The organism is Stenotrophomonas sp. Marseille-Q5258, from assembly GCF_946900935.1.
Classification (GTDB): Bacteria; Pseudomonadota; Gammaproteobacteria; order Xanthomonadales; family Xanthomonadaceae; genus Stenotrophomonas; species Stenotrophomonas nematodicola.
Window position 1 is genome coordinate 176,908 of record NZ_CAMPPN010000007.1, and the last position, 23,059, is coordinate 199,966.

Consider the following 23,059-nt stretch of genomic DNA (forward strand, 5'->3'; position numbering starts at 1 on the left):
ATCAGAATTTGTAGCGCAGGCCGAGCAGGTACTGGCGGCCGGTTTCGGTGTACTGCAGCGGCAGCTTCCACTGCGAGCCCACCCATTCGTCGGAAGCTTCGTTGGTCAGATTGACCGCTTCCAGGCTCAGTTCGAGCTGGTCGCTGATCTTGTAGCGCACCGAGGCGTCGATGACCGTGGTGCCGGTCATGCCATGCACGTCGAAACCGGCTTCGGTGGCGGGCACCTGGGTCAGGTAGTCGTCGCGGTTGGTGGCCGACACGCGCGCGGCGAACACCGGGCCTTCGTAGAACAGCGTGGCGTTCCACGAGTTCTTGGACAGGCCGGTCAGGTCGGTGTTGAGCGAGTTGGCGCCGGTCGCGGTGAGGTACTGGATCTGCGAATCGACGTAGGTGTAGTTCAACTGCAGGCCGAGGTTGGACCAGCGTCCGGGCAGGAAGGTGAAGGGCTGGATGTAGTTCGCTTCCAGGCCCTTGAGCTTGCCGCCGGGAGTGTTGAGCGGAACGCTGAACACGAAGTCGTCGTCCGGGCCGGCACCGGTGCCCTCCAGCAGGCTCAGCGGCAGGCCGCTGGACGAGTACGGACGCACTTCGCGCGCGGTCTGCACGGCGCTTTCGATGTCCTTGTAGAACAGCGCCAGGCCCAGCATCGCGCCTTCGCTGAAGTACCACTCGACGCCGAGGTCGGCGGTGTTGGCGCGGATCGGATCGAGGTTCGGATTGCCGCCGCTGACGGTACGCGCACCACCGCTGACGTTGACGGTCACGCCGGGAGTCAGGCTGCCCAGGCCCGGGCGCGCCATCACCTTGGCCGCGCCGAAGCGCACCAGGAAGTCCGGGGTCAGTTCGGCCACCAGGTTCAGCGAGGGCAGGGTGTCGCTGTACTCGCGGTCCACGGTGCTCTGCACCGGTGCGCCGCTGACGGTGGCATAGCCGGTGGAGCTCTGCTTGGTCTTCACGTAACGCACGCCGAAGTTGCCCGAGAGCGGGATCGACCCCAGCTCGGTGGAGAACTCGCCCATCAGGTAGCCGCCACGATCCTTCTCTTCCACGCTGCGTGCGTTGACCACGCGCTCGGTGAGGGCAAACGTGCCGGTGTTGCTGTAGATGTCAAACAGCTGGTTGAAGGCGTCGATGCTGGGCACCACCCAGTTCGACGGCGACCCGGTGATGCCGCCCAGGCCGGCCTGTTCGGTCATGTCCGCCGGTACCCGCTTGTTGCCGGTGGCGAAGTTGGGGACGGCGGTTTCAGAGCCGCGCCGCCATTCACGCGTGGCGAAGCTGTAGTCCTTGCCGAGGAAGCCACCCTTCAGGCGGAAGCCGGGGCTGATGTTCCAGTTGAAGTCGACCTGGGCAGTATCGAAGTCGTTCTTCACCCACTGCGGACGCAGGCGGATTTCAGCCAGGGTCCAGCCGTTCGGATCGGTGGGATCGATGCCGTAGTTCAGCACCGGGAAGCGGCTGTTGCCGCGGTAGTCGTAGCTGTAGCCCTTGACGTTGAGCTTGTCCATGATGACCGTGGTCTGGATCGGGTTCTCGTGCTCCGAGCGCGAAGTGCCGATCTTGCCGCTGACCTTGAAGTCGTCGGTGAACTGGTGCTGCGCATTCAACGCGAGCTGCTTGAACACCGTGTTCCACTCGTCATGACGGTTTTCCGAGCGCACATCGACGTTGTCGAATACACCGTAGACCAGTGCGTTGTCGCGGATCTCGCCATCGCGCACGATGGTTTCCGGCTTGCCCTGCTGCGAGGCGCCGCGGCTGAACGAGATCGCTTCGATGTAATGCTCATCGCGCGTGGCGTCGATCTTGGAGTACAGCGCATCGAGCGACAGCTCGGTGCGGTCGGTCGGCTTCCACTGCAGCGACCCGGTCACGCCCAGGCGCTTCTGCTGGTGCTCCATCTGCACATAGCGCGGGAAGCGCGGGTGGTTGACGTTGGCGGCCAGCGCCGGCTTGTAGGTCGAGGCCGGGTTGAACCCGCCATTGCTGGTCCCACCTGCCCAGCGGCCGGTGTTGGAGCCTTCTTCGAGCAGTTGGCGCTCGGAGTAGGCCACCGACAGCAGCGCGCCGAAGGTGCCGTCGGCGAAGGTGTTGGAGATCAACGCGGCCATGCGCGGATCGGCCTTCTGGGCCATGTCGTTGTAGCTGGCCTGGCCGCTGGCGGCAAAGGTGAAGCCGTCGTAGTCGAACGGCTTGGCGGTATTGAGATCCACCGTGGCGCCCAGCGAGCCTTCCTCGACGTCGGCCTGCGCGGTCTTGCGCACGATCAGCTGCGAGAACAGGTCCGAGGCGAACACATTGAAGTCGAAGCCACGGCCACGGTTGGTGCCGCCGGACTGGTCGCCGCTGCCGACGGTGGTCAGCGCTTCCATGCCGTTGATGCGCACGCGGGTGAAATCCGGGCCGAGGCCACGCACGGAGATGTTGCGGCCTTCGCCGGCATCGCGGGTGATGACCACGCCGGGGATGCGCTGCAGCGACTCGGCCAGGTTCAGATCGGGGAACTTGCCGATATCTTCGGCGACGATCGCGTCGACCATGCCCGACTCACCGCGCTTGATGTCCAGCGCTTTTTCGACGCTGGCGCGGTAGCCGGTGACGGTGACGGTGTCCAGATCGGTCGGGTTGGTGGTGCCGGCCTCCTGGGCCCATGCACCGCCGCTCAGCGCCAGTCCGATCGACAGCGCGAGCAAGGTAACCGGTGTCTTTTTTTCAGTGTTTCGAGATTGCATGCCTTCCCTCTCCCAAAGGTGCTACATGAAACAGCTATCCGGCGACATGTCAGTGCAATGACACCGCTGGTCAGGGCGGACGTTAACAGTCCGTTCCGGACAGGGCATCTTGCAGCGCAACAGACTTTTGATGTCCCGCAGAGGCTTGCGGGACAATGCTTCCGACATTCAGGACAGGTGGACGAGGGGCGTCGCACCGCTAGAATGACACCGCTAGCCATTGCCGCACCTGCCGTTCCGGCCGGCGCGGCCTTCACAAGGACCCGGTAACCATGAGTCGTGTCGTCTGTTTTGGAGAGTTGTTGCTGCGCATGAGCGCACCCGGCCGGGAGCTGCTGCTGCAGACCCCGCACTTGGTGGTGCACGCCGGGGGCGCCGAAGCCAACGTGGGCGTCAGCCTGGCCCACCTCGGGCATGACGTGGCAATGGTCGGCACCGTGGCCGCCAATCCGCTGGGTGACTTCGCGCTCGGCGAACTGCGCCGGCACGGGGTGGATACCCGCGCGGTGCAGGTGCGCGATGGCCGCATGGGCCTGTATTTCCTCACCACCGGCGCGGTGCAGCGCGCCAGCGAAGTGGTCTATGACCGCGCCGACTCGGCCTTCGCGCTCAGCCGTGCCACCGATTACGACTGGGATGCCGCGCTGGACGGTGCGCAGTGGCTGCACCTGTCCGGGGTGAGCCCGGCGCTCAACCCGACGATGGCCCAGGCCACCCTGGCCGCGGCGCGTGCGGCGTGCGAGCGCGGCGTGGCGGTGTCCTTCGATGGCAACTTCCGGCCCTCGCTGTGGGCGCGCTGGCAGGGCGATGCGGCAGGCATCCTGCGTGAGCTGTTCGCCTGTGCGCAGGTGCTGTTCGCCGATTACCGCGATATCGGCGTGGTGCTCGGCGGCGAGTTCGCACAGGCGCAGCCGCAGGAGCGCGTGGACGCGGCGGCGGCGATGGCCTTTGCCGCGTTCCCCCGGCTGCAGTGGATGGCCTGCACGCAGCGCACGCCGCACAGCGTGGACAACCATGCGCTTGGCGCCATGCTGCTCGGTCGCGACGGCACCCGCGCGGTGGCGCCCACCCGCGAGATGGTCGGGATCGTCGACCGCATCGGCGGCGGCGATGCCTTCGCCGCCGGCATCCTGCATGGCATGATGCGCGGCTTCGCGCCGGAGGCGATCGTGCGCTTCGGCCTGGCCGCCGGATGTCTCAAGCATTCGATTCCCGGCGACTTCAACCCTGTCAGCGAGGCTGACATCATGGCCCTGACGGGCGAGGAGCGATTCGATGTCCGGCGCTGATCCGCGCGTACGCGCAGTCCTGAAGCTGGCCCCGGTGATTCCGGTGTTCACCCCCGAGAGCGTCGAGGACGCGGTCGAGGTGGCCCGCGCGCTGTTCAATGGCGGCCTGCCGGTGATCGAAGTCACGCTGCGCACCCCGGTGGCGATGGACGCCATCCAGGCGATGGTGGAGGCGGTACCCGATGCCGTGGTCGGCGCCGGTACTGTGCTGACCGCCGCGCAGATGGAGCGGGTCAAGGCCGTCGGCGGCCGCTTTGCGGTCTCGCCTGGTGCCACAGACCGGCTGTATGCCGCCGCGCGCGATACCGATCTGCCGTTCCTGCCCGGCGTGGCGACCTCCTCCGAGCTGATGCGCGGCCTGGAGAACGGGCTGGATACGTTCAAGTTCTTCCCGGCCGTCCAGGCCGGCGGCGCAGCGATGCTGTCGGCCTGGAACGGCCCGTTCGGCGATGTGCGGTTCTGCCCCACCGGCGGGATCAGCGCGCAGACCGCGCGCGAGTTCCTGCACCTGCCCAACGTGCTGTGCGTGGGCGGCTCCTGGTTGACCACCCGTACGCTGCTGCAGGCGCGCGACTGGGCCGGCATCGAGCAGTTGGCGCGCGAATCGGCCGCACTGGTTGGCTGACCGCCACGCCCGCCGTCAGTGACGGCGGCGGGCGCTGTTGCCGACCCGGCGGTACAGCGTGCTGCGGCTGATGCCAAGCAGACGCGCCGCCTGGGCCACGTTGCCCCCGCACCGCGCCAGTGCGTCGCGCATGGCGTCGGTTTCAATCGCGTCCAGGCCCCTGTCGGACGCGCCGGCCTGCTCTGCCCGCAGCTCGCGCGGGGCATCGCGCAGGTAGCTGGGCAGGTCGTCATGGCCAAGGACCTGGCCGGGATCGCTGAGCGCCACCAGCGTGCGCAGGCAGGCGCTCAGCTGGCGCACGTTGCCCGGCCAGGCATAGGCTGCCAGCGCGTCGAAGGCGACCGCTTCCAGCTGGCGTCCCTCTCCCAGTCGCTCCCACAGGCCCCGCACCAGCGCGGCACGGTCGGGATTCGCACGCAGCGGCGGCAGGGCCACGCAGTGGTCGGCGATGCGGTAGTACAGGTCGCTGCGGAAGGTGCCGGCCGCCATCGCCTCGTCGAGGTCACGATGCGTGGCGCAGATCAGCGCGAAATCCAGCTGCACCGGCTTGCCGCCGCCCAGTGGCGACAGCGTGCGCTCCTGCAGCACCCGCAGCAGTCGCGGCTGCAGGGCAAGGGGCATGTCGCCAATCTCGTCCAGGAACAGCACACCGCCCTGCGCCTGCCGCAGCAGACCGGTGTTGCCGGTCTTGCGCGCGCCGGTGAACGCGCCTTCTTCATAGCCGAACAGCTCCGCTTCGATCAGTCCTTCCGGCAGCGCCGCGCAGTTCACCGCCACGAACGGCTTGTCGGCGCGTGTGCTGCGCCGATGCAGCGCGCGCGCGAACACCTCCTTGCCGGTGCCGGTCTCGCCCTGCAGCAGCACCGGCAACTGCGCATCGAGCACCCGGCATGCACGCGCCAGCGCCTGCTGCTGGGCGGCATCGAACAGCGGTGAGGGGTCCAGGCGGGGTGCCGATGCGCTGACCCGCGCGGGGGCCGCCACGGGCATGCGCGTCGCCGCCGCCGGCGAGCGCCGTGCCGGGGGCTGTCCAAGGTGGCCATACAGCGCGCGGCCCTGGCGGTCGATCAGCGCGCCGTCATCGTGCAGGCGCGACAGGGGCACATCGAACAGCGCCTCATAGGACGCACGCCCGAGGTCGCCGTGTTCCAGGCCGAACAGCGCCAGCCCGGCGCGGTTGGCCGCCACCAGCCGCCCGCCGCGGAAGCCGAGCACCCCTTCGCGGGCGGTGCCCAGCAGCGCGGCATCGTGATGCAGGCGGACCACCTCGCAGTCGCCCAGTCCGGCATCGAAGTAACGGTGTTCGATATGTGCCACCGCCTGGCGCGCCAGCACCCGGGCGTGCAGATGTTGCAGGCGTGCATCGCCGGAGATGTCGAGCACGCCCACGCGCTGGCCGTATGGGTCGAAGATCGGCGTGGCCGAGCAGGTCAGGATGCCGTGCGGAGCGAAGTAGTGTTCGCCACCGCGGACTTCCACCGACCGCCCTTCGACGATCGCGGTGCCGATGGCGTTGGTACCCACCGAGGTCTCGTCCCAGCGCACGCCGGGCATCAGTGCCACACGGCCGGCCTTGTCGAGGAAGTCCGGGCTGCCTTCGGCGTCGAGGATCCAGCCGGCCTCGTCGGTGAGCAGCACGATGCTGCCGGCCACCGCGATGTCGGCCGCCAGGCCGTCCAGTTCCGGGCGGGCCAGCCGCCACAGCGTCTCCTGGCGCTGCCGCAGCTCGCGCAGACGCGCATCGGGCAGCGGTGCCACATCCGGCTGCGCATGCACCGACAGGCCGCCGCGCAGGCAGCGCTGCCAGGACTGCAGGATGGTATCGGGCACGATCCCGATGGGCGCGGCACCCCGTTCAAAGAACGAACGCCGCGCATTGCCGACGCGGTGCTGGAGCGGAAGCTGGGACACCTGGATTCTCCAGTGTCGCAATCTGCGACAGTTGTAGCGGGGCCTGTACCGATAAACACCACAGCCGGCGTTACCGTGCAATGACCAGTCGTGGTGCGGCGCAACATACCGGCTGCCGCGCACCAGCATCGGCGCGGCCCGCACCCGTGCGGCAGCGCACCACCCCGAACCTGGCATCGTCCCTGCGGCAGGGAAAGGACCCGAATGGGCCGTTCCCACCTGCACCCGGAGATCCACCCGATGAATGCCGTCACGTCCGCCAAGCCGCACGCCACCGACCCGCAGTCCATCTTCAAGCCGCGCTACGGCAACTACATCGGCGGGGAATGGGTCGCTCCGCGCAGCGGCCAGTACTTCGAGAACACGACCCCGGTCACCGGCAAGGTATTCACCGAAGTGGCCCGCTCCAATGCCGAGGACATCGAGGCCGCCCTCGACGCCGCCCATGCCGCCAAACGCGCCTGGGCCGAAACCTCCACCACCGCGCGCGCCAACATCCTCAACAGAATCGCCGACCGCATCGAGGAGAACCTGGAGCTGCTTGCCCACGCCGAGACCTGGGACAACGGCAAGCCGATCCGCGAAACCCTCAACGCGGACATCCCGCTGATGGCCGACCACTTCCGCTACTTCGCCGGCGCGGTGCGTGCACAGGAAGGCAGCCTGTCGGAGATCGACAAGGACACCATCGCCTACCACTTCCACGAGCCGCTGGGCGTGGTCGGGCAGATCATCCCGTGGAACTTCCCGATGCTGATGGCCGCCTGGAAGCTGGCCCCGGCCCTGGCGGCCGGCAACTGCGTGGTGCTCAAGCCCGCCGAGCAGACCCCGGCGTCGATCCTGGTCCTGATGGAGGTGATCGGCGATCTGCTGCCCAAGGGCGTGCTCAACGTGGTCAACGGCTTCGGTGTGGAAGCCGGCAAGCCGCTGGCGTCCAACCCGCGCATCGCCAAGATCGCCTTCACCGGTGAAACCACCACCGGCCGGCTGATCATGCAGTACGCCAGCCAGAACCTGATTCCGGTGACGCTGGAGCTGGGTGGCAAATCGCCCAATATCTTCTTCGCCGACGTGATGGCCGAGGACGACGACTTCCTCGACAAGGCGGTCGAAGGCTTCGTGCTGTTTGCCTTCAATCAGGGCGAGGTGTGTACCTGTCCGTCGCGCGCGCTGATCCAGGAATCGATCTACGAGGAGTTCATGGCGCGCGCCCTCAAGCGCGTGGCCGCGATCAAACAGGGCAACCCGCTGGACCCCAACACGATGGTCGGCGCGCAGGCCTCGTCCGAGCAATTGGAGAAGATCCTGTCCTACTTCGACATCGGCCGCCAGGAGGGCGCCGAGGTGCTGATCGGCGGCGAACAGGCGCACCTCGACGGCGATCTCGCCGGCGGCTTCTATGTGACGCCCACCGTGTTCAAGGGCCACAACAGAATGCGCGTGTTCCAGGAGGAGATCTTCGGACCGGTGGTGTCGGTGACCACCTTCAAGACCGAGGAAGAAGCGCTGGAGATCGCCAACGACACCCTGTACGGCCTCGGTGCCGGCGTGTGGAGCCGCGATGCGTCGCGTCTGTACCGGATGGGGCGCGGCATCCAGGCAGGCCGGGTGTGGACCAACTGCTACCACGCCTATCCGGCACACGCCGCGTTTGGGGGTTACAAGCAGTCGGGCATCGGCCGCGAGAACCACAAGATGATGCTCGACCACTACCAGCAGACCAAGAACCTGCTGGTCAGCTACTCGCCGAAGAAGCTCGGCTTCTTCTGAGCCTGCGCAGGCTTGATCCCGATCAAGGCGCCGGCACGAGGCCGGCGCCACAGTGCAGTTCCTGGCAATCCACGGAGATCCACCCATGAACAAGACCATGAAGGCCGCGGTCGTCCGCGAGTTCGGCAAACCGTTGCGCATCGAGGAGGTCCAGGTACCGCGTCCCGGCGCGGGCGACATCCTGGTGAAGATCGAGGCGTGTGGCGTCTGCCATACCGACCTGCACGCGGTGGATGGCGACTGGCCGGTGAAGCCCAATCCGCCGTTCATTCCCGGCCATGAGGGCGTGGGCCACGTGGTCGCCGTCGGTGCCGGCGTCAGCCACGTCAAGGAAGGCGATCGCGTCGGCATCCCCTGGCTGTACTCGGCATGCGGCTACTGCGAGCACTGCCTGGGCGGGTGGGAAACCCTGTGCGAAAGCCAGCAGAACACCGGCTATTCGGTCAACGGCGGGTTCGCCGAGTACGCGCTGGCCAACGCCGGCTATGTCGGCCATCTGCCGAAGAACGTCGGCTTCATCGAGGTGGCGCCGATCCTGTGCGCCGGCGTCACCGTCTACAAGGGCTTGAAAGTCACCGACACCAAGCCGGGGCAGTGGGTGGTGATCTCGGGTGTGGGCGGGCTGGGCCACATGGCCGTGCAGTACGCCAAGGCGATGGGGTTGAACGTGGCCGCCGTGGATATCGACGATGACAAGCTTGCCTTGGCCGAACGCCTGGGCGCGACGATCACGGTCAACGCGCGCACCACCGATCCGGCCGCGTTCCTGAAGAAGGAAATCGGTGGCGCGCATGGCGCCTTGGTCACCGCCGTATCGCCGATCGCGTTCGAGCAGGCGCTGGGCATGGTCCGCCGCGGCGGCACGGTGTCGCTCAACGGCCTGCCGCCGGGCAACTTCCCGCTGGACATCTTCGGCATGGTGCTCAACGGCATCACCGTGCGCGGCTCGATCGTGGGCACCCGCCTGGACCTGCAGGAATCGCTGGAGTTCGCCGAGCAGGGCAAGGTGGCCGCCACGGTCACCAGCGATTCGCTGGAGAACATCAACGACATCTTCGCGCGCATGCACGCCGGCAAGATCGAAGGCCGCGTGGTGCTGGACATGAGCGCGTAACCGGACGGCGCGCTGCCGTTCCATCGACCGTTTTCCTCTCCCGACGGCGATGGCGCGGCAGCGCCTGTGTTCGCGTAGTGCCGGCCACTGGCCGGCTCCCAGGACCCCTCCATGCCCGACCTCCCGCTCCAGGTCATCGCCACCCTTCCGGCCCTGCAGCTGATCGACACATTGCGCGCGCGCCACGGCGAACTGCTGTTCCATCAATCCGGCGGCTGCTGCGACGGTTCCTCGCCGATGTGTTTCGCCCAGGGCGACTTCATCGTCGGCGACCGCGATGTGCAGCTGGGCGAGATCGGCGGCGCACCGTTCTACATCAGTCCGTCGCAGTTCGCGTACTGGAAGCACACCCAGCTGATCATTGACGTGGTGCCCGGTCGCGGTGGCATGTTCTCGCTGGAGAACGGCGAGGGCGTTCGCTTCCTGGTGCGCTCGCGGCTGTTCAGCGATGCCGAGTTCGCCCTGCTGCAGGCCGCCGGCAAGGCCTGAGCCCGCCGCGCGGGCCATAATGGCCGCATCCTTCTCTGCCGTTGAATGCCCATGTCTGCGCTGTCGCTCGCCAAAACCGGGGTGTTGTCCGTACTGTCGGTGGTGGTGGCGCTGTTCGTGCTGGGCATGGTCGCCGGTGCCGGCGGCTGGGTGGCGCCGTGGCTCGGCCTGTCCGACGGTGGGTCGCTGCGTCTGGGCTGGGATCTGGGCTGGACCGTTCTCGGCGGCGTGGCGGCCACCGCCTTCGCCAGCCGCTATGCGCCGGCCTGGCCCTGCGTGCATGGCGGGGTGGTGTGGGCGGTGATCGCAGCCGCCTCGGTCTACGCCGTCTGGAGCCTGGGCAGCGACTATCCCTTCTGGTTCGTGCTGACGCTGCTGGTCTCGCTGCCGTTCCAGGCCATCGGCGTCTGGCTGGGCGCGCGCTGCCGCCCGCGTTGAGCCGCGCCGGTCCGGCTCACGTGCCGGGCAGCACCTGCTTGACCTTGTCGATCCCTTCCCACGGGTCCTGCTTCAAGCGCTGTGCGCGCTGCAGGGCCTTGGCCAGCGGGAAGGCATCCGGCGCGCTGACGCGCCCCAGCTCCTCCCAGCGCAGCGGCACTGCCACGCCTGCGCCGGGCCGCGCCCGCAGCGACCACGAGCACACGCTGGTGGCACCGCGCGCGTTGCGCAGCCAGTCGATGAAAATCACCCCGCCGCGCTTGGCCTTGCTCATGGTGGCCACGTAGCGCGCCGGCGCGTGCTCGGCCATCGCCTGCGCGAACGCCTCGCAGAAGTCCTTGGCCTGCGCCCAGTCCGCGGTGGGCTGCAGCGGCACCACGACGTGCACCCCTTTGCCACCGGACAGCCGCACGAAGCTCTGCAGGCCGGTTTCCTGCAGCCGGTCACGCACCTCGCGCGCGGCCGCCTTCACCTGCGGCCAGCCCACGCCCTCGCCCGGGTCCAGGTCGAACACCAGCCGGTCCGGGTGTTCCGGGTCGGCCACCGTGGCGCCCCACGGGTGCAGCTCCAGGGTGTTCATCTGCACCAGCTGCAGCAGCCCCTGCACGTCGTCGATGTACAGGTAGTCCTCGCGTCCGCTCTTCTGCTCCAGCGGGATCGCCTTCACCGCATCACCCAGGCCGGTGCCGTGGTGCTTCTGGAAGAAGCACGGTTTGTCCACGCCGTCCGGACAGCGCAGCAGCGACAGCGGCCGGCGCGCGACCTCCGGCAGGATCCAGCGCGCCATCTGCCGGTAGTAGTCGGCCACATCGCCCTTGGTGAGCTTCGCCTTGGCAAACACCACCCGCTCGGGATGGCTGATGGTGACGTCGGTATCGTCGGCGGTCACGGCCGTCTCCTTCACGCGCAGGTCAGTGGCCGGCTTGTCCTCGCGCAGCCGCTTGAAGCTGGCCTGCCGCAGCAGGCCTTCCTTTGCCCAACCGCGGAACGCCACTTCCGCCACCAGCGTCGGCTTGACCCAGTGCACGCCGCGCGCCGTGAACGGCACATGCGACGGCAGTTCGACCGCGGCGGCATCGGTGACCAACGCCTTGAGCTGTCGATGCAGCGCGGCCAACCCGGCATCGTCAAAGCCTGTTCCCACACGCCCCACATAACGCAGCCCGCCCTTGTCGGGCGTTGCCATCAACAGCGAGCCGAAGCCACTGCGCGCGCCCTTCGGGTCGGTGTAGCCCACCACCAGGAACTCGTCGGTGTTCTCGTGCTTCACCTTCACCCAGCTGGGCGAACGCGCGTTGACGTAGGGCGCATCCACACGTTTGCTGACGATGCCCTCGAAGCCGGCCTCACCGCTGGCCTCGAACACCGCCGGGCCGTGGTCGCGCACATGGTCGCTATAGGCCAGGGTACCGGGCGTCTCACCGATCAGGTCCTTCAGCAGCGCCTTGCGCGCGAGCAGCGGCGCACGGCTGATGTCCGCGCCAGCCACGCCGGGCATATCGAACAGCACGTAGCGCAGCGGCTGCTTTGCGGTGCCGTCGATGACCTTCTGCAGCGCGGTGAAATCGCTGCGCCCCTGCGCGTCCAGCACCACCAGCTCGCCGTCCAGGCGCAGGTCGCGCACCGGCAGCCGTTGGATCGCCTGCACCACCTCGGGAAAATCATCGGTCCAGTTCAGGCCACCGCGCGAACGCAGCGTCACTACGCCGTCGCGCACGTCGGCCAGCAACCGGTAACCATCCCATTTGATCTCATGCAGCCAACCCTCGCCGTCGGGCGCAGTGGCTTGATGGTCGGTCAACTGCGGCTTGAACCCTGCGGGATAGGGGCTATCCCGTGCACCGGACAACGCCAGCGCCCGGCGATGCCAGCGCGCATCCGCCTTGCGCGCGGCCGGAGCCCTGGCTGCCTTCGTGGAGGCCGGGCGTTTGCCCGGCCCACGCGGTGGGGTTGCGTTTCCGAGCATGTCGTCGGCCTCCATGTCGCGCGCCTCGTCGTCATCGCGCTTGATCAACAGCCACTGGTGCTGCTTGCCTTTCATCGCGGTCCGCACCAGTTTCCAGCCGCCTTTGAGCCGTTCGCCGTGCAGCACGAAGTCCACCTTGCCGGCGGCGATCGCTTCCAGCGGATCGCCATCGCAGGCCCAGGTGCCGTGGTCGTATACGTCCACATGGCCCGCGCCGTAATGCCCCTCGGGAATATCGCCTTCGAACGTGGCATACGACAGCGGGTGGTCTTCGACCTCCACGGCCAAGCGCTTCTCGCCCACGCGCAGCGAGGGGCCTTTGGGCACGGCCCAGCTCTTGAGCACACCATCGGCCTCCAGGCGGAAATCGTAGTGGCGCGAACGGGCGTGATGCAGCTGCACCACGAAGATCGGCCGCCGCGCCGACGCACCGTGCCGCGTGTCATCGGGCTCGGGGGTTTGGCCGAAGCGGCGTTTGCGCCGGTATTCCTGCAGCGACATGGCCGCTTACCCGGCCTTGCGTGTCGTGGTGCGCTTGGCGGTTTTGCTGGTGGCCTTGGCTGTCCTGGTCGTCGCCTTGGCTGCCTTGGCCGCCTTCTTGGCGGGTTTTCCGCTCTTTTTCACCACCTTCGATACGGCTGCGCTCTTCTTTGCCGGTGTTCGTTTTTTCGCATCCAGGCTTTTCTGCAGCAGCGACATGAAGTCCACCACATTGGTCGCATCGTCCTCGCGCGGGGCCGGTTCCTCTTCCACGCGGGTGGTGCCGCCCTTGGCCTTGATGCGCTTTTTCAGCAGCGTGTGCAGGCGCTCGCGGAATTCATCGTGGTAGTCCTCCGGCTGCCAGTCGCCGGACATCGAGGCGATGAGCTGCTCGGCCATCGCGGTTTCCTTGCTGTTGATGCGGTAGTCGGCCAGGCTGCCGGTCGGCAGCGTGTAGTCCTCCGGGTCCACCAGCTCCTGCGGGTAGCGCAGGATCATCAGCACCAGCGCATCGCCATGCGGCATCACCGCGCACAGGTATTCGCGGGTGCGTACCACCACCCGCGCGATGCCCACCTTGCCGGTGCTGCGCAGGGTCTCGCGCAGCAGCACGTAGCCTTTTTCGGCTTTCTTGGCCGGCACCAGCAGATAGGGCTTCTCGTAGAAGCGCGGATCGATGCTGGCCGCATCGACGAAGGTCTCTACTTCAACGGCCTCGTGGCTCTCCGGCGCGGCCGAGCGGATGTCGTCCTCTTCGAGCACCACATAGCTGCCCTTGTCGTACTCGTAAGCCTTGACGATGTCCTTCCACGGCACTTCCTCGCCGGTATCGGCATTCACGCGCTCGAAGCGGATCGGCTTGCGGTCGCGCGAATCCAGCATGCGGAACTGCAGGTCGACCTTGCGCTCGCCGGACATCAGCGACACCGGGACGTTGAGCAATCCGAATGACAGCGTGCCGGTCCAGATCGGTCGGGCCATGACGGCGCCACTCCAGCGGTAGGGGGAGGGCAGCTGTACCGCGCGCGACGTGAAACGCCTGTGTCCGCGCCGTGCAGGCCGCCTGTACGCAGCCGCGCTACTGCAGCAGGCCGTGCACGGCCGCCGCCGGCATGTGGTCCAGCGCCAGCCAGGCGTCCTCGACGATCGCGCGCGCCTGCGGCCAGCCCAGCCGCGATTGCCCGCGCATCTGTTCCCAGTGCTCGGCAAGCTCGCCATCGGTGTCGTCGTCGTCGCCACGCGGCCAGTCGGCGTAGTGCGTGGTCAACGCGAAGGCATAGGCCGGGTACAGATCGCGCCAACTGCGGCGGCCCTGTGCACGGCGCTGTTCGTAGTCGTTGCGCATGTACTGCAGGTAATCCTGCGCGACGGCCTGCGGCTCCTCCATGCGTTCGCGCCGGCTGCGGCGCCCGCTGCGTTCGGGCTGCAGATAGGCGTTGTACAGCGCGGGGACGGCTCGACGGTCCAGGCGGGGCATGGCACGACTCCGGCAGCGGGAGGGGGAGGCAGGAATAGCCCCGCCGCCGTTATCCAGCCGTGACAGATCCGTTGCGGGCCGGCCATTCAGCGCCGGCTTCACGGCAGCTACCCACCACAGGTGCGTACGCTGCAGGCACCTCTCCCTGGAGACATCCCATGCCACGCGATCCCCTGCGCGACGCCGCCCCCCCGGTCCCCGGCGAACAGCGCGCCAAGCACGACCTGCAGGACGCCGAAGACCGCGGCGCCGGCATGTCCACCCCGAACGAGGAACCGGACCACCTGCCGGTCCCGGCCAGCTCATCCCACGCCTACCGCGACCGCAAGGACCCCACCGGCGCACCGGCGCCGGGCCGCCGCGAGAACGAGGACCAGCGCCGCGAGCGCAAGGAACATGCCAGCGACAACCAGGACGAGGCGCTGGAAGAGACGTTCCCGGCCAGCGACCCGACCTCGCCGTTCGTGCCGGCCAAGGTGCCGCGCTAGGCGCCGCTCACGGCGCCCACTGCCACTGCAGCCCCACGCTGTAGCGGCGGTCCGGCCCGGGCTCGAAGAAGCGCTGGTTGCCGTCGTTGACGATCACCGAGCCGATGTAGCGCTGGTCCAGCACGTTGTCGATCCGCGCGAAGGCGCGCAGCGTGCCCTGCGCGCGCTGCCAGCGGCGCGACGCCTCCAGGTTGAGCAGGGCATGGCCGGGCGCGCGCTCGGTGGCCAGGTCGTTGACCACGGTATCGCTGGAGGCCACCACCTCGGCCGCCCACTGCCACGGGCCAGGGCGGTACTGCAGGCGCGCGTTCCACTGCTGCTGCGGCACGCCGGGCAGGCGCGAACCCGCCGCCACGGTGCCGGCAGCCGACGCGTAGGGATCGCGCACGGTCGCATCGATCCAGGTGTAGGCCAGCGCCAGGTCGGCCCGAGCCCCCAGCGGCTGCAGATAGCTGGCTTCCAGCCCCTGGCGGCGGGTGCGCCCGATGTTGCGGTAGGTGGCCCGTCCGCCGGTGTTGCTGGCCACCGCCAGCTCGTCGTCGGTGTCGGCGCGGAACAGCGCCGTTTCCAGCTGCGCGCCGCCCTGCGGGTGCCACTTGGCGCCTACCTCCAGATTCCGGCTGCGCGCCGCCGACAGATCCAGCGCCAGCCCGGCCTGGCCGTCGGCGCGATAGCCCAGCTCGTTGAACGTCGGGGTTTCAAAACCGCGCCCGGCCGAGGCATACAGCCGCCATGCCTCGCTGGCGCGGAACACCACGCCGGCCACCGGCGTCGTGGCGTTGTAGCGGCGCGATCCGCTGTCGTCGGGGTTGGCGGCGGTGATGTAGTGGTCGTTGGAGCGGAACCGCACCGTGCTGTGCCGCACGCCCAGCAGCAGCGACCAGCGCGGCGCCCACTGCCACCAGGCCTGGGCGAACTGGTCCACGTTCTCCACCCGGTCGGCCTGGTCGCGCCGCAGGCGGCCCTTGATGCCCAGCGTATCGCCGACGAAATTCTCGTAACCGCGCCGATTCTGGCGCTGACGGTCGGCATTGGCGCCGATCACCACATCCAGCGGCCGTCCGGCCCAGTCGCCGTGCCAGGCCCAGCGCGCGTCCACGCCGCCGTAGCCGCCGTCCAGATCGATCACCCCGCCCGCATGCAGCGGGTTGGCCTGCGGCCCCGGCGGAATGGCCAGGTACTGCGCCACGCTGCGCTGCCCGGCATAGCCCATCGCCCGCCAGGTGTGGGCGCCCGCCGTGCGGCTGAACACCAGCCCGGCCTGCGCCTGCCGCACCGATTTGCGGGTGTTGTACTGGGTGGCCACCGCCGTGGCCTGGCGCGGATCCGCACGCACCTGGGCGCGGGTCAGGCCAAGCGGGTCCTGCGCGTCGGGCGCATCAAGGTAGTTCAGCACCAGGGCCAGTTCGCCGCCGCCCAGCCCGGTGCCCAGGCGGGCGTTCACCGAGTCGCGGCGGGCGCGGCTGTGGTCGCGCCAGCCGTCGGTGCGGAAGTGGTTGGCCGCCACGTTGTAGCGGACCGGCCCCTGCTGCCCGCGCAACTGCGCACCGGCGCTTACTGTGGCGTCGCTGCCGGCATCCAGACGCACCCGCCAGGGGTCACCCGCCGCGCCGTCGGCGCTCCACACCTGCACCACGCCGCCGGACGAGTTGCCGTACAGCACCGAGAACGGCCCGCGCAGCACCTCCACCCGCTGCGCGCCGAGCAGGCTGGCGTGCGAGAGCTGGCCCTGGCCATCGGGCATGGTGGCCGGCACGCCGTCCACCAGCACCCGTACCCCGCGCACGCCGAAGGTGGAGCGCGCGCCGAAGCCGCGGATCGACAGCTGGGTGTCCTGCGCGTAGTTCTGGCGGTCGCGGGCCACCAGCCCGGGAATGCCGCCCAGCGCATCGGCGATCTGCACTTGGGGGCCGGCCGCCGCGTCATCGATCCACACCGTGCTGATCGACGCCGGCAGGTCCACATCGGCCACCTCCTGTACCCGCGCGGCCTGCACCTGCACCGCGGGCAACCGTTGCGCCGGGACCGGGTCCGGCGAGGTGTTCTGGGCCTGTGCCAGGTTCGGCAGCAGCGCGGCCGAAAACAGCGCCAACCGGCGGGCAGACGGGGTGAAACGACGCATGCGGGTAGGTGTCCTCGGGATTCGGGCGTGCCACACGCAATGGTACGGAAACGAACGTGACGGCGGCCGCCGCGCCCTCGGCGCGGCTTTGTTACGATGGGTCGGTTTTGGCTGATTCTGCCGCAACCTGCGTCGCGCCATCCTCCCCCCTTCCGTCATCCGAATGAGTACCGCCGTGTCCTTCTTTGCAAATGTGGAACTGGTCCCAGGCGACCCGATCCTGGGCCTGACCGAGGCGTACAACGCCGACAGCCGCCCAACCAAGGTCAACCTGGGTGTGGGCATCTACTACGACGAGAGCGGCCGCATTCCGCTGCTCCGCGCCGTCAAGCAGATCGAGCAGCAGCTCGCCGCCGAGGCCAAACCGCGCGGCTATCTGCCCATTGATGGCCTGCCCGCCTACAACCAGGCCACCCGCGAACTGGTGTTCGGCAAGGATTCGCCGCTGCTGGCCGCCGGCCGCGTGGCCACCTCGCAGACCATCGGCGGCAGCGGTGCGCTGCGCGTCGGCGCCGACCTGCTGCACCGCCTGCTGCCGCACGCCACCATCGCCATCAGCAACCCGAGCTGGGAAAACCACCGCGCGGTGTTCGGGGCAGCCGGCTTCGAGGTCGTGGAATACAGCTACTTCGACCCGGCTACCCACGGCGTGGACTTCGACGCCATGCTGGCCGACCTGGCCAAGCTGCAGCCGGGCACCGTGGTGCTGCTGCATGCCTGCTGCCACAACCCCACCGGTGCCGACCTCACCGTCGCGCAGTGGAAGCAGGTGGCCGAGCTGCTGAAGGACCGCCAGCTGTTCCCGTTCATCGACATGGCCTACCAGGGCTTCGACAAGGGCATCAGCGAAGACGGCGCCGCCGTGCGCATCATCGCCGAGGCCGGCATCGACAGCTTCGTGGTCGCCAACTCGTACTCCAAGTCGTTCTCGCTGTACGGCGAGCGCATCGGCGCGCTGTCGGTGGTGGCACCGGATGCCAACGCCGCCAAGGCCGTGCAGTCGCAGGTCAAGCGCATCATCCGCACCATCTACTCCAGCCCGTCCAACCACGGCGCGGCCCTGGTGTCCGGCGTGCTCAACAGCGTCGAACTGCGCCAGGTGTGGGAAGCGGAACTGACCGAGATGCGCGAGCGTATCCACGCCCTGCGCCACGGCCTGGTGGAACACCTGGTGGCCGCTGGTGCGCCGGAGTTCGCCTTCATCAATGACCAGGCGGGCATGTTCTCCTACTCCGGCCTGAGCCGCCCGCAGGTGGACCGCCTGCGCGACGAGTTCGGCATCTACGCCGTCGGCACCGGCCGCATCTGCGTGGCCGCGCTGAACCAGGGCAACCTGGCGTACGTAGCCAAGGCCGTGGCGACCGTCGCCAAGGGCTGAAGCAACCCGCCGTGCATGAAACAACGGCCGCCCAGTGCGGCCGTTGTTTTTGGTGGCACCGGCCGGCACGACATGTAACCGCTTACGTTCTTCCCAACCTCGTAATGCCGCCAACAACGGGCCACAATATGGCCCCCAAATGTCTGTGGCAGCCATTCCATGTCCCGTACGTCGCTTACCCGGTACCTGATCGAAGAGCAGCATGCCGGCCGCATCAACGCCGACCTGCGCCAGCTGATCGCCGTCGTCGCCCGCGCCTGCACCAGCATCTCCATCGCGGTCAGCAAGGGCGCCCTGGGCGGCGTGCTTGGCGAAGCCGGCACCGGCAACGTGCAGGGCGAAGCGCAGAAGAAACTGGACGTGATCAGCAACGAGATCCTGCTCGAAGCCAACGCCTGGGGCGGCCACCTCGCCGCATGCGCGTCCGAGGAAATGGACCACTGCCAGCCGGTGCCGGATACCTACCCGCGCGGCGACTTCCTGCTGCTGTTCGATCCCCTCGATGGCAGCTCCAACATCGACGTCAACGTGTCGGTCGGCACCATCTTCTCGGTGCTGCGCTGCCCGCCGGGCACCGAGCAGCCCAACGATGCCAGCTTCCTGCAGCCGGGCACCGCGCAGGTCGCGGCCGGCTACTGCATCTACGGGCCGAGCACGCAGATGGTGCTCACCGTCGGCCACGGCACGCATGCCTTCACCCTGGACCGCGAGAAGGGCGAGTTCGTGCTGACCACGCCGGACATGCAGATCCCGGCGGACACCCAGGAGTTCGCCATCAACATGTCCAACCAGCGCCATTGGGAAACCCCGATGCAGGCCTACGTGCAGGACCTGCTGGCGGGCAAAGAAGGCGCGCGCGGCAAGAACTTCAACATGCGCTGGATCGCCAGCATGGTCGCCGACGTCCACCGCATCCTGACCCGCGGCGGCATCTTCATCTACCCGTGGGACAGGAAGGACCCGTCCAAGGCCGGCAAGCTGCGCCTGATGTACGAAGCCAACCCGATGGGCCTGCTGGTTGAACAGGCCGGCGGCGCCGCCACCACCGGCCGCGAGCGCATCCTCGACATCCAGCCCGACCAGCTGCACCAGCGCGTGCCGGTGTTCCTCGGCTCGCGCAACGAAGTGGCCGAAGCCACCCGTTACCACCGCGAGCACGACGCCGCGCACGGCTGAGCCGTCGCCTGGGACCGGCCCATCGCCGGTCCCGTGGCACAACAGAAAACCAACGTGGCAACGGCGTGACATCGGCCATCGCAGCGGTCACCATCGGGGCATCGCGCCCACGGAAGACCCCATGACCGCCGATTCGCCGCTGGACTTCATCGAAGTAATCCACAACGCCATCCCCGCCGAATCCTGCGCGGCAATCCTGGCCCGGATGCGAACCAGTGCGCAGTTGAAGCCCGGTGAAGTGGGCAGCGGAATCTACCCGGAACTCAAGCACAGCAAGGATCTTCGGATCAGCGGCGATCCGGCGTGGGCGCAGGTTGAAATGCAGCTGCAACAAGCCGTTTTTGCCGGCGTGATGAGTTATCTACGCCGTTATCCACAGGCCCTGATCTCGCCGCTGATGTTGCAGGTCCACGACAGCGCCGGCCAGCCGCGCCGTCTGGCCGCCGAGGATTTCGCCACGATGGACGCCGACACGCTGTCCAACCTGGCCCGCACCTGCCTGCGCCCCGGTGCCATCAACCTGCAATGGTATGCGGCAGGCGAGGGCGGCTACCCCTATTGGCACTGCGAGCTGTACCCGCGCGACCCCGCAGCCGAAACGCTGCACCGCCACCTGCTGTGGACGCTGTATCTCAACGACGACTTCGAGCAGGGCGAAACCGAGTTCCTGTTCCAGGGCCGCAAGATCGCGCCGCGTACCGGCAGCCTGCTGATCGCGCCGACGGCATTCACCCACACCCATCGCGGCAACCGCCCGCAGGGGGGCGACAAGTTCATCGCCACCAGCTGGATCCTCTTCCAGAGCGCAGAGAAGCTGTACGGCGGCGGGTGAGGGCGCACCCTGCCGTGATCCATCATCGGTCAGCGCCAAGTGCGTCCACGAGGATGCCGAAAGACAGCGTCCAGATCGGCACTACCGACGCCGCCGTTGCCAGCAGCAGGGTGTAGACCAGCGACACCGCCGCGGCCCCAACGCCAACATCCAGCTGTGCGAGCACCTGATGACCCTCGCTTGCGGCAGCGAAGGTATGGCCATCCAGCGTCACCCGCACCAGCAGAAGAACAGCGCAGCATGTAAGCGCACCGATGATCTGCACTTCCATGCACGCTGCCAGGGCAAGGGTGCGGCTGCTGAACCCCATCGCGCGCAACGTTGCCGCGTACCTGCGGCGGCCCAGGAACGACGTGCTCAGTGCATTGCCGATGGTCAGCGCGGCCGCAGCGCCCAGAGTGGCCGCGATCACCAGCGACACGCTGCGGATCAGCTCTGCCAACCACTGCGTGTGGAGCTGATAGTAGTCCGATTGCCGCACTATCCTGATACCGCTCAGACGGGGATTCTCACGCACCGCCTCCCGCAGCGCCGGCAGATCGGTAGCCGCGTTGAGTCTGATCAACGCGACCGAGAACTGCGACGGTGACTGGTAGTCCGCCTGAAGCGCGGACAGATCTGCCCAATACTCCGAGTCCCAAAGGCTCCCGTCGTGGTCGGCACGGCCTGCTACGTGCCATTGGCCCGCGCGCACCCGTACGGGGTGGCTCGACGGTGGAGTCACCGCCCATGATCCGATCAGAAGCCCTCGCGAGCCCGTCACCAGCCGGGCGAGGCGCTCACCCTCGAGTTCCATCACCTTCCAGGTCATGGGGTCCACACCGCGCACCTGGATGGGCCGGTTTCGGCCGTTCACCGTTATCGTCGTCCGCCCGATCAGGTGTGGCGCGATGAGCGGCGCTCCGTGCTCATCGCGTGCCACAGCGGGCAGGCTGCAAAGCAGCTGAAGGTGCTGCGCGCTCAGCGTGCTGGTCGCCTCATCGAACGCGCCCGCACTCAGTGCCAACGCCACGTCCGGCCTGCCGGTGGAGGCCGCGGCTTTTTCCAGACCGGACGGTATGGCCAGAAGCAGCGTCAGCACCGACGACGCCAGGGCGAATCCCGCGACCGCCATCAAAACGTCGCGAGGGCTCGCCCAATGCATGCGCGCCGCCAAGGCCAGAAGATGAAGGATGCGCATGCGTCGTCCCCTACGCGGCGTTCATGTCTGTTGGCTGGACGCCGCCTACCGCCAGGAGGGGGGCAAGCGCCGACAGCAACCACAACACCCCGCCTCCCGCCGCGATGGCGATACAGGGGCCTGCGGTGATGCGGGTTCCCCCCAGGTGGAGCGAGGTAAGCGGCGCGATGGCGTGCAGCAAGGCGTATCCGGCGGCAGCGCCAACGGCCGTTCCTGCCACGACGACGGCCGCAATCTCCAGGGCACTCCCATAGCGGATCTGCCTGTGCCTGAATCCCAGCGCGAGCAGCACCGCGATGGATGCCCTGCGCTTGGCCGCCGCATGGGCGAAAGCGCTGGCGAAAAGGAGCAGGGTGGATGTGCCCATCGCGGCCGCAACGCCCCACAGGAGCACGCCCACGCTCTCGAAGCGGGCCATCAGGCTCTCGGCCTCGGCAGACGGCGTGGCCTCCACGGGCTCGGTCCCGTGCGCCAACGCGGCCTCCACCGTGGCGGCCAGCGCGGCAGCGCTCACGCCCTTGCGGGGATACACGCGCGCGACCCGAAAGGTTCCGCCGTCCTGCGGCGGACTCATGCGATCGATGTAGCGGTAGTGCGCGTAGGCGATCTGATCGCCGCTGCCGCCAAGGCCAGGCGGAAGGACGCTGGTGATCGTCACGCGCACGCGGCTGCCGTTGAAGGCGTTGATCGGCTCGATGGTCACACCGGCCGTCCATCCGCACTCTCGCGCAAGCCGCGATCCAACCAGCAGGTTTCCATCTGCTGCCTGCCAGGAGCGGATGGCATCTACCGGGGTGTTCTCGCCCAGCACCGCGCGCAGCCTGTCTGTTGGAATGTGCCAGGCGTTGAGCGTGGCAATCGTGGATGGCTCCCGACACATCACCGGCAGGAAGGTCATGTACGCAACGTCGGCCACGCCGTCCAGCGCCTCCATCGTGGCGATATGGCCCAATGGCAACGGTCGGCCCTTGCGCTCTGCCATCACCACGATGGCCTCGCTCTGGCCGTGGGCGGCACGCTCGGAGATGGTCGAGGCGATGGTCGAGAGCACCAGCCATGAGCACGTCGCTATGGCGAGTGATGCAACAAGGTGGATGAGCCTGGACGGATGGCCGCGTAACCAGAGCAGTGCGATCCCAACGGATGCGTACACGCTGATCTAGTCCGGTTTGCGTAGCTGGAAGGGCGCACCCTGCTCGCGTTTGGTGCGCGGTGTGGTGGACCAGTACGTCTCCGAGCAGACCTGCGGCTTTGCACCTGCTGCGGGTGTGCACTCCCTGTCCCATCCGCGCAGGAACGCCGCATCCTCTGCGGCGTTGTCCAGGGAGTAGGTGCTGCAGGAACAGAGCAGCACCACCAGGGGGAGTAGCAGGTACCGGCATGTTCCTGTGTTCATGAACGTGTTCCTCGCGCGCTGGGCACCCAGCGCCGCGGACGCCAGATGCGTGTGGATGGACCTATGGCGTCACCACTTGATGACGTACTCGCAGTACCAGGTGCCATCGCTGTTGGCGCGGCATCGCAGCGCCTGTTCTACGCGTGGCGATGCGGCACTCTGAGCAGACCTGCAAGAAACACCTTCGACTGTTT

General features: G+C 68.0%; 18 protein-coding genes. 10 read left to right on the forward strand and 8 right to left on the reverse strand.

All coding sequences use genetic code 11. The annotated features are described in order from the left end of the window. Position 1: 1 nt before the first annotated feature. Positions 2–2,734 carry a TonB-dependent receptor gene (locus OC534_RS05855; protein WP_026070694.1) on the reverse strand — a complete coding sequence of 911 codons (2,733 nt, stop codon included), beginning with the start codon at positions 2,732–2,734 and terminating at the stop codon, positions 2–4. 272 nt (positions 2,735–3,006) lie between these two features. Here OC534_RS05855 and OC534_RS05860 point away from each other — a divergent pair, with 272 nt between their 5' ends. Together OC534_RS05860 and eda are read left to right on the forward strand one after the other, a co-directional pair. Beyond that, a complete protein-coding gene (locus tag OC534_RS05860) occupies positions 3,007–4,023 on the forward strand; it encodes a sugar kinase (protein ID WP_262071543.1) in 1,017 nt (338 codons plus the stop codon). After that, positions 4,010–4,648: a bifunctional 4-hydroxy-2-oxoglutarate aldolase/2-dehydro-3-deoxy-phosphogluconate aldolase gene (eda, locus tag OC534_RS05865; protein WP_017355564.1), complete on the forward strand. Its 639-nt coding sequence runs from the start codon at positions 4,010–4,012 to the stop codon at positions 4,646–4,648. Before OC534_RS05860 ends, eda begins: the two co-directional genes overlap by 14 nt. A 15-nt stretch (positions 4,649–4,663) precedes the next feature. On the opposite strand, the gene OC534_RS05870 is transcribed toward eda, so the two are convergent. Further along, positions 4,664–6,559, reverse strand: a complete 1,896-nt coding sequence (locus OC534_RS05870) for a sigma-54-dependent Fis family transcriptional regulator (RefSeq protein ID WP_262071544.1) — start codon at positions 6,557–6,559, stop codon at positions 4,664–4,666. A gap of 240 nt (positions 6,560–6,799) precedes the next feature. Between OC534_RS05870 and adh the strand changes: the two genes are divergently transcribed. The 4 genes from adh (at position 6,800) to OC534_RS05890 (ending at position 10,370) form a co-directional block, all read left to right on the forward strand. Then, entirely contained in the window at positions 6,800–8,329 is a 1,530-nt protein-coding gene (gene adh, locus OC534_RS05875) for an aldehyde dehydrogenase (RefSeq protein WP_026070887.1), read from the forward strand. Between the two features lie 85 nt (positions 8,330–8,414). After that, a complete protein-coding gene (gene adhP, locus OC534_RS05880) occupies positions 8,415–9,443 on the forward strand; it encodes an alcohol dehydrogenase AdhP (protein ID WP_017356805.1) in 1,029 nt (342 codons plus the stop codon). Between the two features lie 111 nt (positions 9,444–9,554). After that, positions 9,555–9,932 carry a DUF779 domain-containing protein gene (locus tag OC534_RS05885; protein WP_017356804.1) on the forward strand — a complete coding sequence of 126 codons (378 nt, stop codon included), beginning with the start codon at positions 9,555–9,557 and terminating at the stop codon, positions 9,930–9,932. A gap of 51 nt (positions 9,933–9,983) precedes the next feature. Next, the gene (locus OC534_RS05890) at positions 9,984–10,370 is read left to right on the forward strand and encodes a hypothetical protein (protein WP_017356803.1); all 387 of its coding nucleotides are present in this window, start codon (positions 9,984–9,986) and stop codon (positions 10,368–10,370) included. A 16-nt stretch (positions 10,371–10,386) separates the two neighbouring features. Here the strand turns inward: OC534_RS05890 and ligD are convergent, their stop codons facing one another. From ligD to OC534_RS05905, 3 genes are all read right to left on the reverse strand, one after another. Further along, positions 10,387–12,837, reverse strand: a complete 2,451-nt coding sequence (gene ligD, locus OC534_RS05895; RefSeq protein WP_262071545.1) for a DNA ligase D — start codon at positions 12,835–12,837, stop codon at positions 10,387–10,389. A gap of 6 nt (positions 12,838–12,843) precedes the next feature. Beyond that, positions 12,844–13,797 carry a Ku protein gene (locus tag OC534_RS05900; protein ID WP_153165490.1) on the reverse strand — a complete coding sequence of 318 codons (954 nt, stop codon included), beginning with the start codon at positions 13,795–13,797 and terminating at the stop codon, positions 12,844–12,846. Positions 13,798–13,894: 97 nt separating this feature from the next. Further along, positions 13,895–14,293, reverse strand: coding sequence for a hypothetical protein (locus OC534_RS05905; RefSeq protein ID WP_136005764.1), 399 nt, complete (start codon positions 14,291–14,293; stop codon positions 13,895–13,897). 284 nt (positions 14,294–14,577) lie between these two features. Between OC534_RS05905 and OC534_RS19305 the strand changes: the two genes are divergently transcribed. Beyond that, entirely contained in the window at positions 14,578–14,781 is a 204-nt protein-coding gene (locus OC534_RS19305) for a hypothetical protein (RefSeq protein ID WP_312709682.1), read from the forward strand. A 7-nt stretch (positions 14,782–14,788) separates the two neighbouring features. On the opposite strand, the gene OC534_RS05915 is transcribed toward OC534_RS19305, so the two are convergent. Further along, positions 14,789–16,903 (reverse strand): TonB-dependent receptor, encoded by a 2,115-nt coding sequence (locus OC534_RS05915; RefSeq protein ID WP_262071546.1) that lies wholly within the window; start codon positions 16,901–16,903, stop codon positions 14,789–14,791. Between the two features lie 175 nt (positions 16,904–17,078). Between OC534_RS05915 and OC534_RS05920 the strand changes: the two genes are divergently transcribed. From OC534_RS05920 to OC534_RS05930, 3 genes are all read left to right on the forward strand, one after another. After that, a complete protein-coding gene (locus OC534_RS05920) occupies positions 17,079–18,281 on the forward strand; it encodes an amino acid aminotransferase (protein WP_026070585.1) in 1,203 nt (400 codons plus the stop codon). A 159-nt stretch (positions 18,282–18,440) separates the two neighbouring features. Further along, the gene (locus OC534_RS05925) at positions 18,441–19,457 is read left to right on the forward strand and encodes a class 1 fructose-bisphosphatase (RefSeq protein WP_153165492.1); all 1,017 of its coding nucleotides are present in this window, start codon (positions 18,441–18,443) and stop codon (positions 19,455–19,457) included. A 121-nt stretch (positions 19,458–19,578) separates the two neighbouring features. After that, positions 19,579–20,289 carry a 2OG-Fe(II) oxygenase gene (locus OC534_RS05930; protein ID WP_262071547.1) on the forward strand — a complete coding sequence of 237 codons (711 nt, stop codon included), beginning with the start codon at positions 19,579–19,581 and terminating at the stop codon, positions 20,287–20,289. A 22-nt stretch (positions 20,290–20,311) separates the two neighbouring features. On the opposite strand, the gene OC534_RS05935 is transcribed toward OC534_RS05930, so the two are convergent. Together OC534_RS05935 and OC534_RS05940 are read right to left on the reverse strand one after the other, a co-directional pair. After that, entirely contained in the window at positions 20,312–21,469 is a 1,158-nt protein-coding gene (locus tag OC534_RS05935; RefSeq protein WP_262071548.1) for an FtsX-like permease family protein, read from the reverse strand. 10 nt (positions 21,470–21,479) lie between these two features. Then, the gene (locus OC534_RS05940; RefSeq protein WP_262071549.1) at positions 21,480–22,520 is read right to left on the reverse strand and encodes an FtsX-like permease family protein; all 1,041 of its coding nucleotides are present in this window, start codon (positions 22,518–22,520) and stop codon (positions 21,480–21,482) included. Between the last annotated feature and the right edge of the window lie 539 nt (positions 22,521–23,059).

Bases quoted from the DNA above. Each gene is read 5' to 3' on its own strand.
- OC534_RS05855 (WP_026070694.1), bottom strand. From the start codon at position 2,734: ATGCAATCTCGAAACACTGAAAAAAAGACACCGGTTACCTTGCTCGCG.
- OC534_RS05860 (WP_262071543.1), top strand. From the start codon at position 3,007: ATGAGTCGTGTCGTCTGTTTTGGAGAGTTGTTGCTGCGCATGAGCGCA.
- eda (WP_017355564.1), top strand. From the start codon at position 4,010: ATGTCCGGCGCTGATCCGCGCGTACGCGCAGTCCTGAAGCTGGCCCCG.
- adh (WP_026070887.1), top strand. From the start codon at position 6,800: ATGAATGCCGTCACGTCCGCCAAGCCGCACGCCACCGACCCGCAGTCC.
- adhP (WP_017356805.1), top strand. From the start codon at position 8,415: ATGAACAAGACCATGAAGGCCGCGGTCGTCCGCGAGTTCGGCAAACCG.
- OC534_RS05885 (WP_017356804.1), top strand. From the start codon at position 9,555: ATGCCCGACCTCCCGCTCCAGGTCATCGCCACCCTTCCGGCCCTGCAG.
- OC534_RS05890 (WP_017356803.1), top strand. From the start codon at position 9,984: ATGTCTGCGCTGTCGCTCGCCAAAACCGGGGTGTTGTCCGTACTGTCG.
- ligD (WP_262071545.1), bottom strand. From the start codon at position 12,837: ATGTCGCTGCAGGAATACCGGCGCAAACGCCGCTTCGGCCAAACCCCC.
- OC534_RS05900 (WP_153165490.1), bottom strand. From the start codon at position 13,797: ATGGCCCGACCGATCTGGACCGGCACGCTGTCATTCGGATTGCTCAAC.
- OC534_RS05905 (WP_136005764.1), bottom strand. From the start codon at position 14,293: ATGCCCCGCCTGGACCGTCGAGCCGTCCCCGCGCTGTACAACGCCTAT.
- OC534_RS05915 (WP_262071546.1), bottom strand. From the start codon at position 16,903: ATGCGTCGTTTCACCCCGTCTGCCCGCCGGTTGGCGCTGTTTTCGGCC.
- OC534_RS05925 (WP_153165492.1), top strand. From the start codon at position 18,441: ATGTCCCGTACGTCGCTTACCCGGTACCTGATCGAAGAGCAGCATGCC.
- OC534_RS05930 (WP_262071547.1), top strand. From the start codon at position 19,579: ATGACCGCCGATTCGCCGCTGGACTTCATCGAAGTAATCCACAACGCC.
- OC534_RS05935 (WP_262071548.1), bottom strand. From the start codon at position 21,469: ATGCGCATCCTTCATCTTCTGGCCTTGGCGGCGCGCATGCATTGGGCG.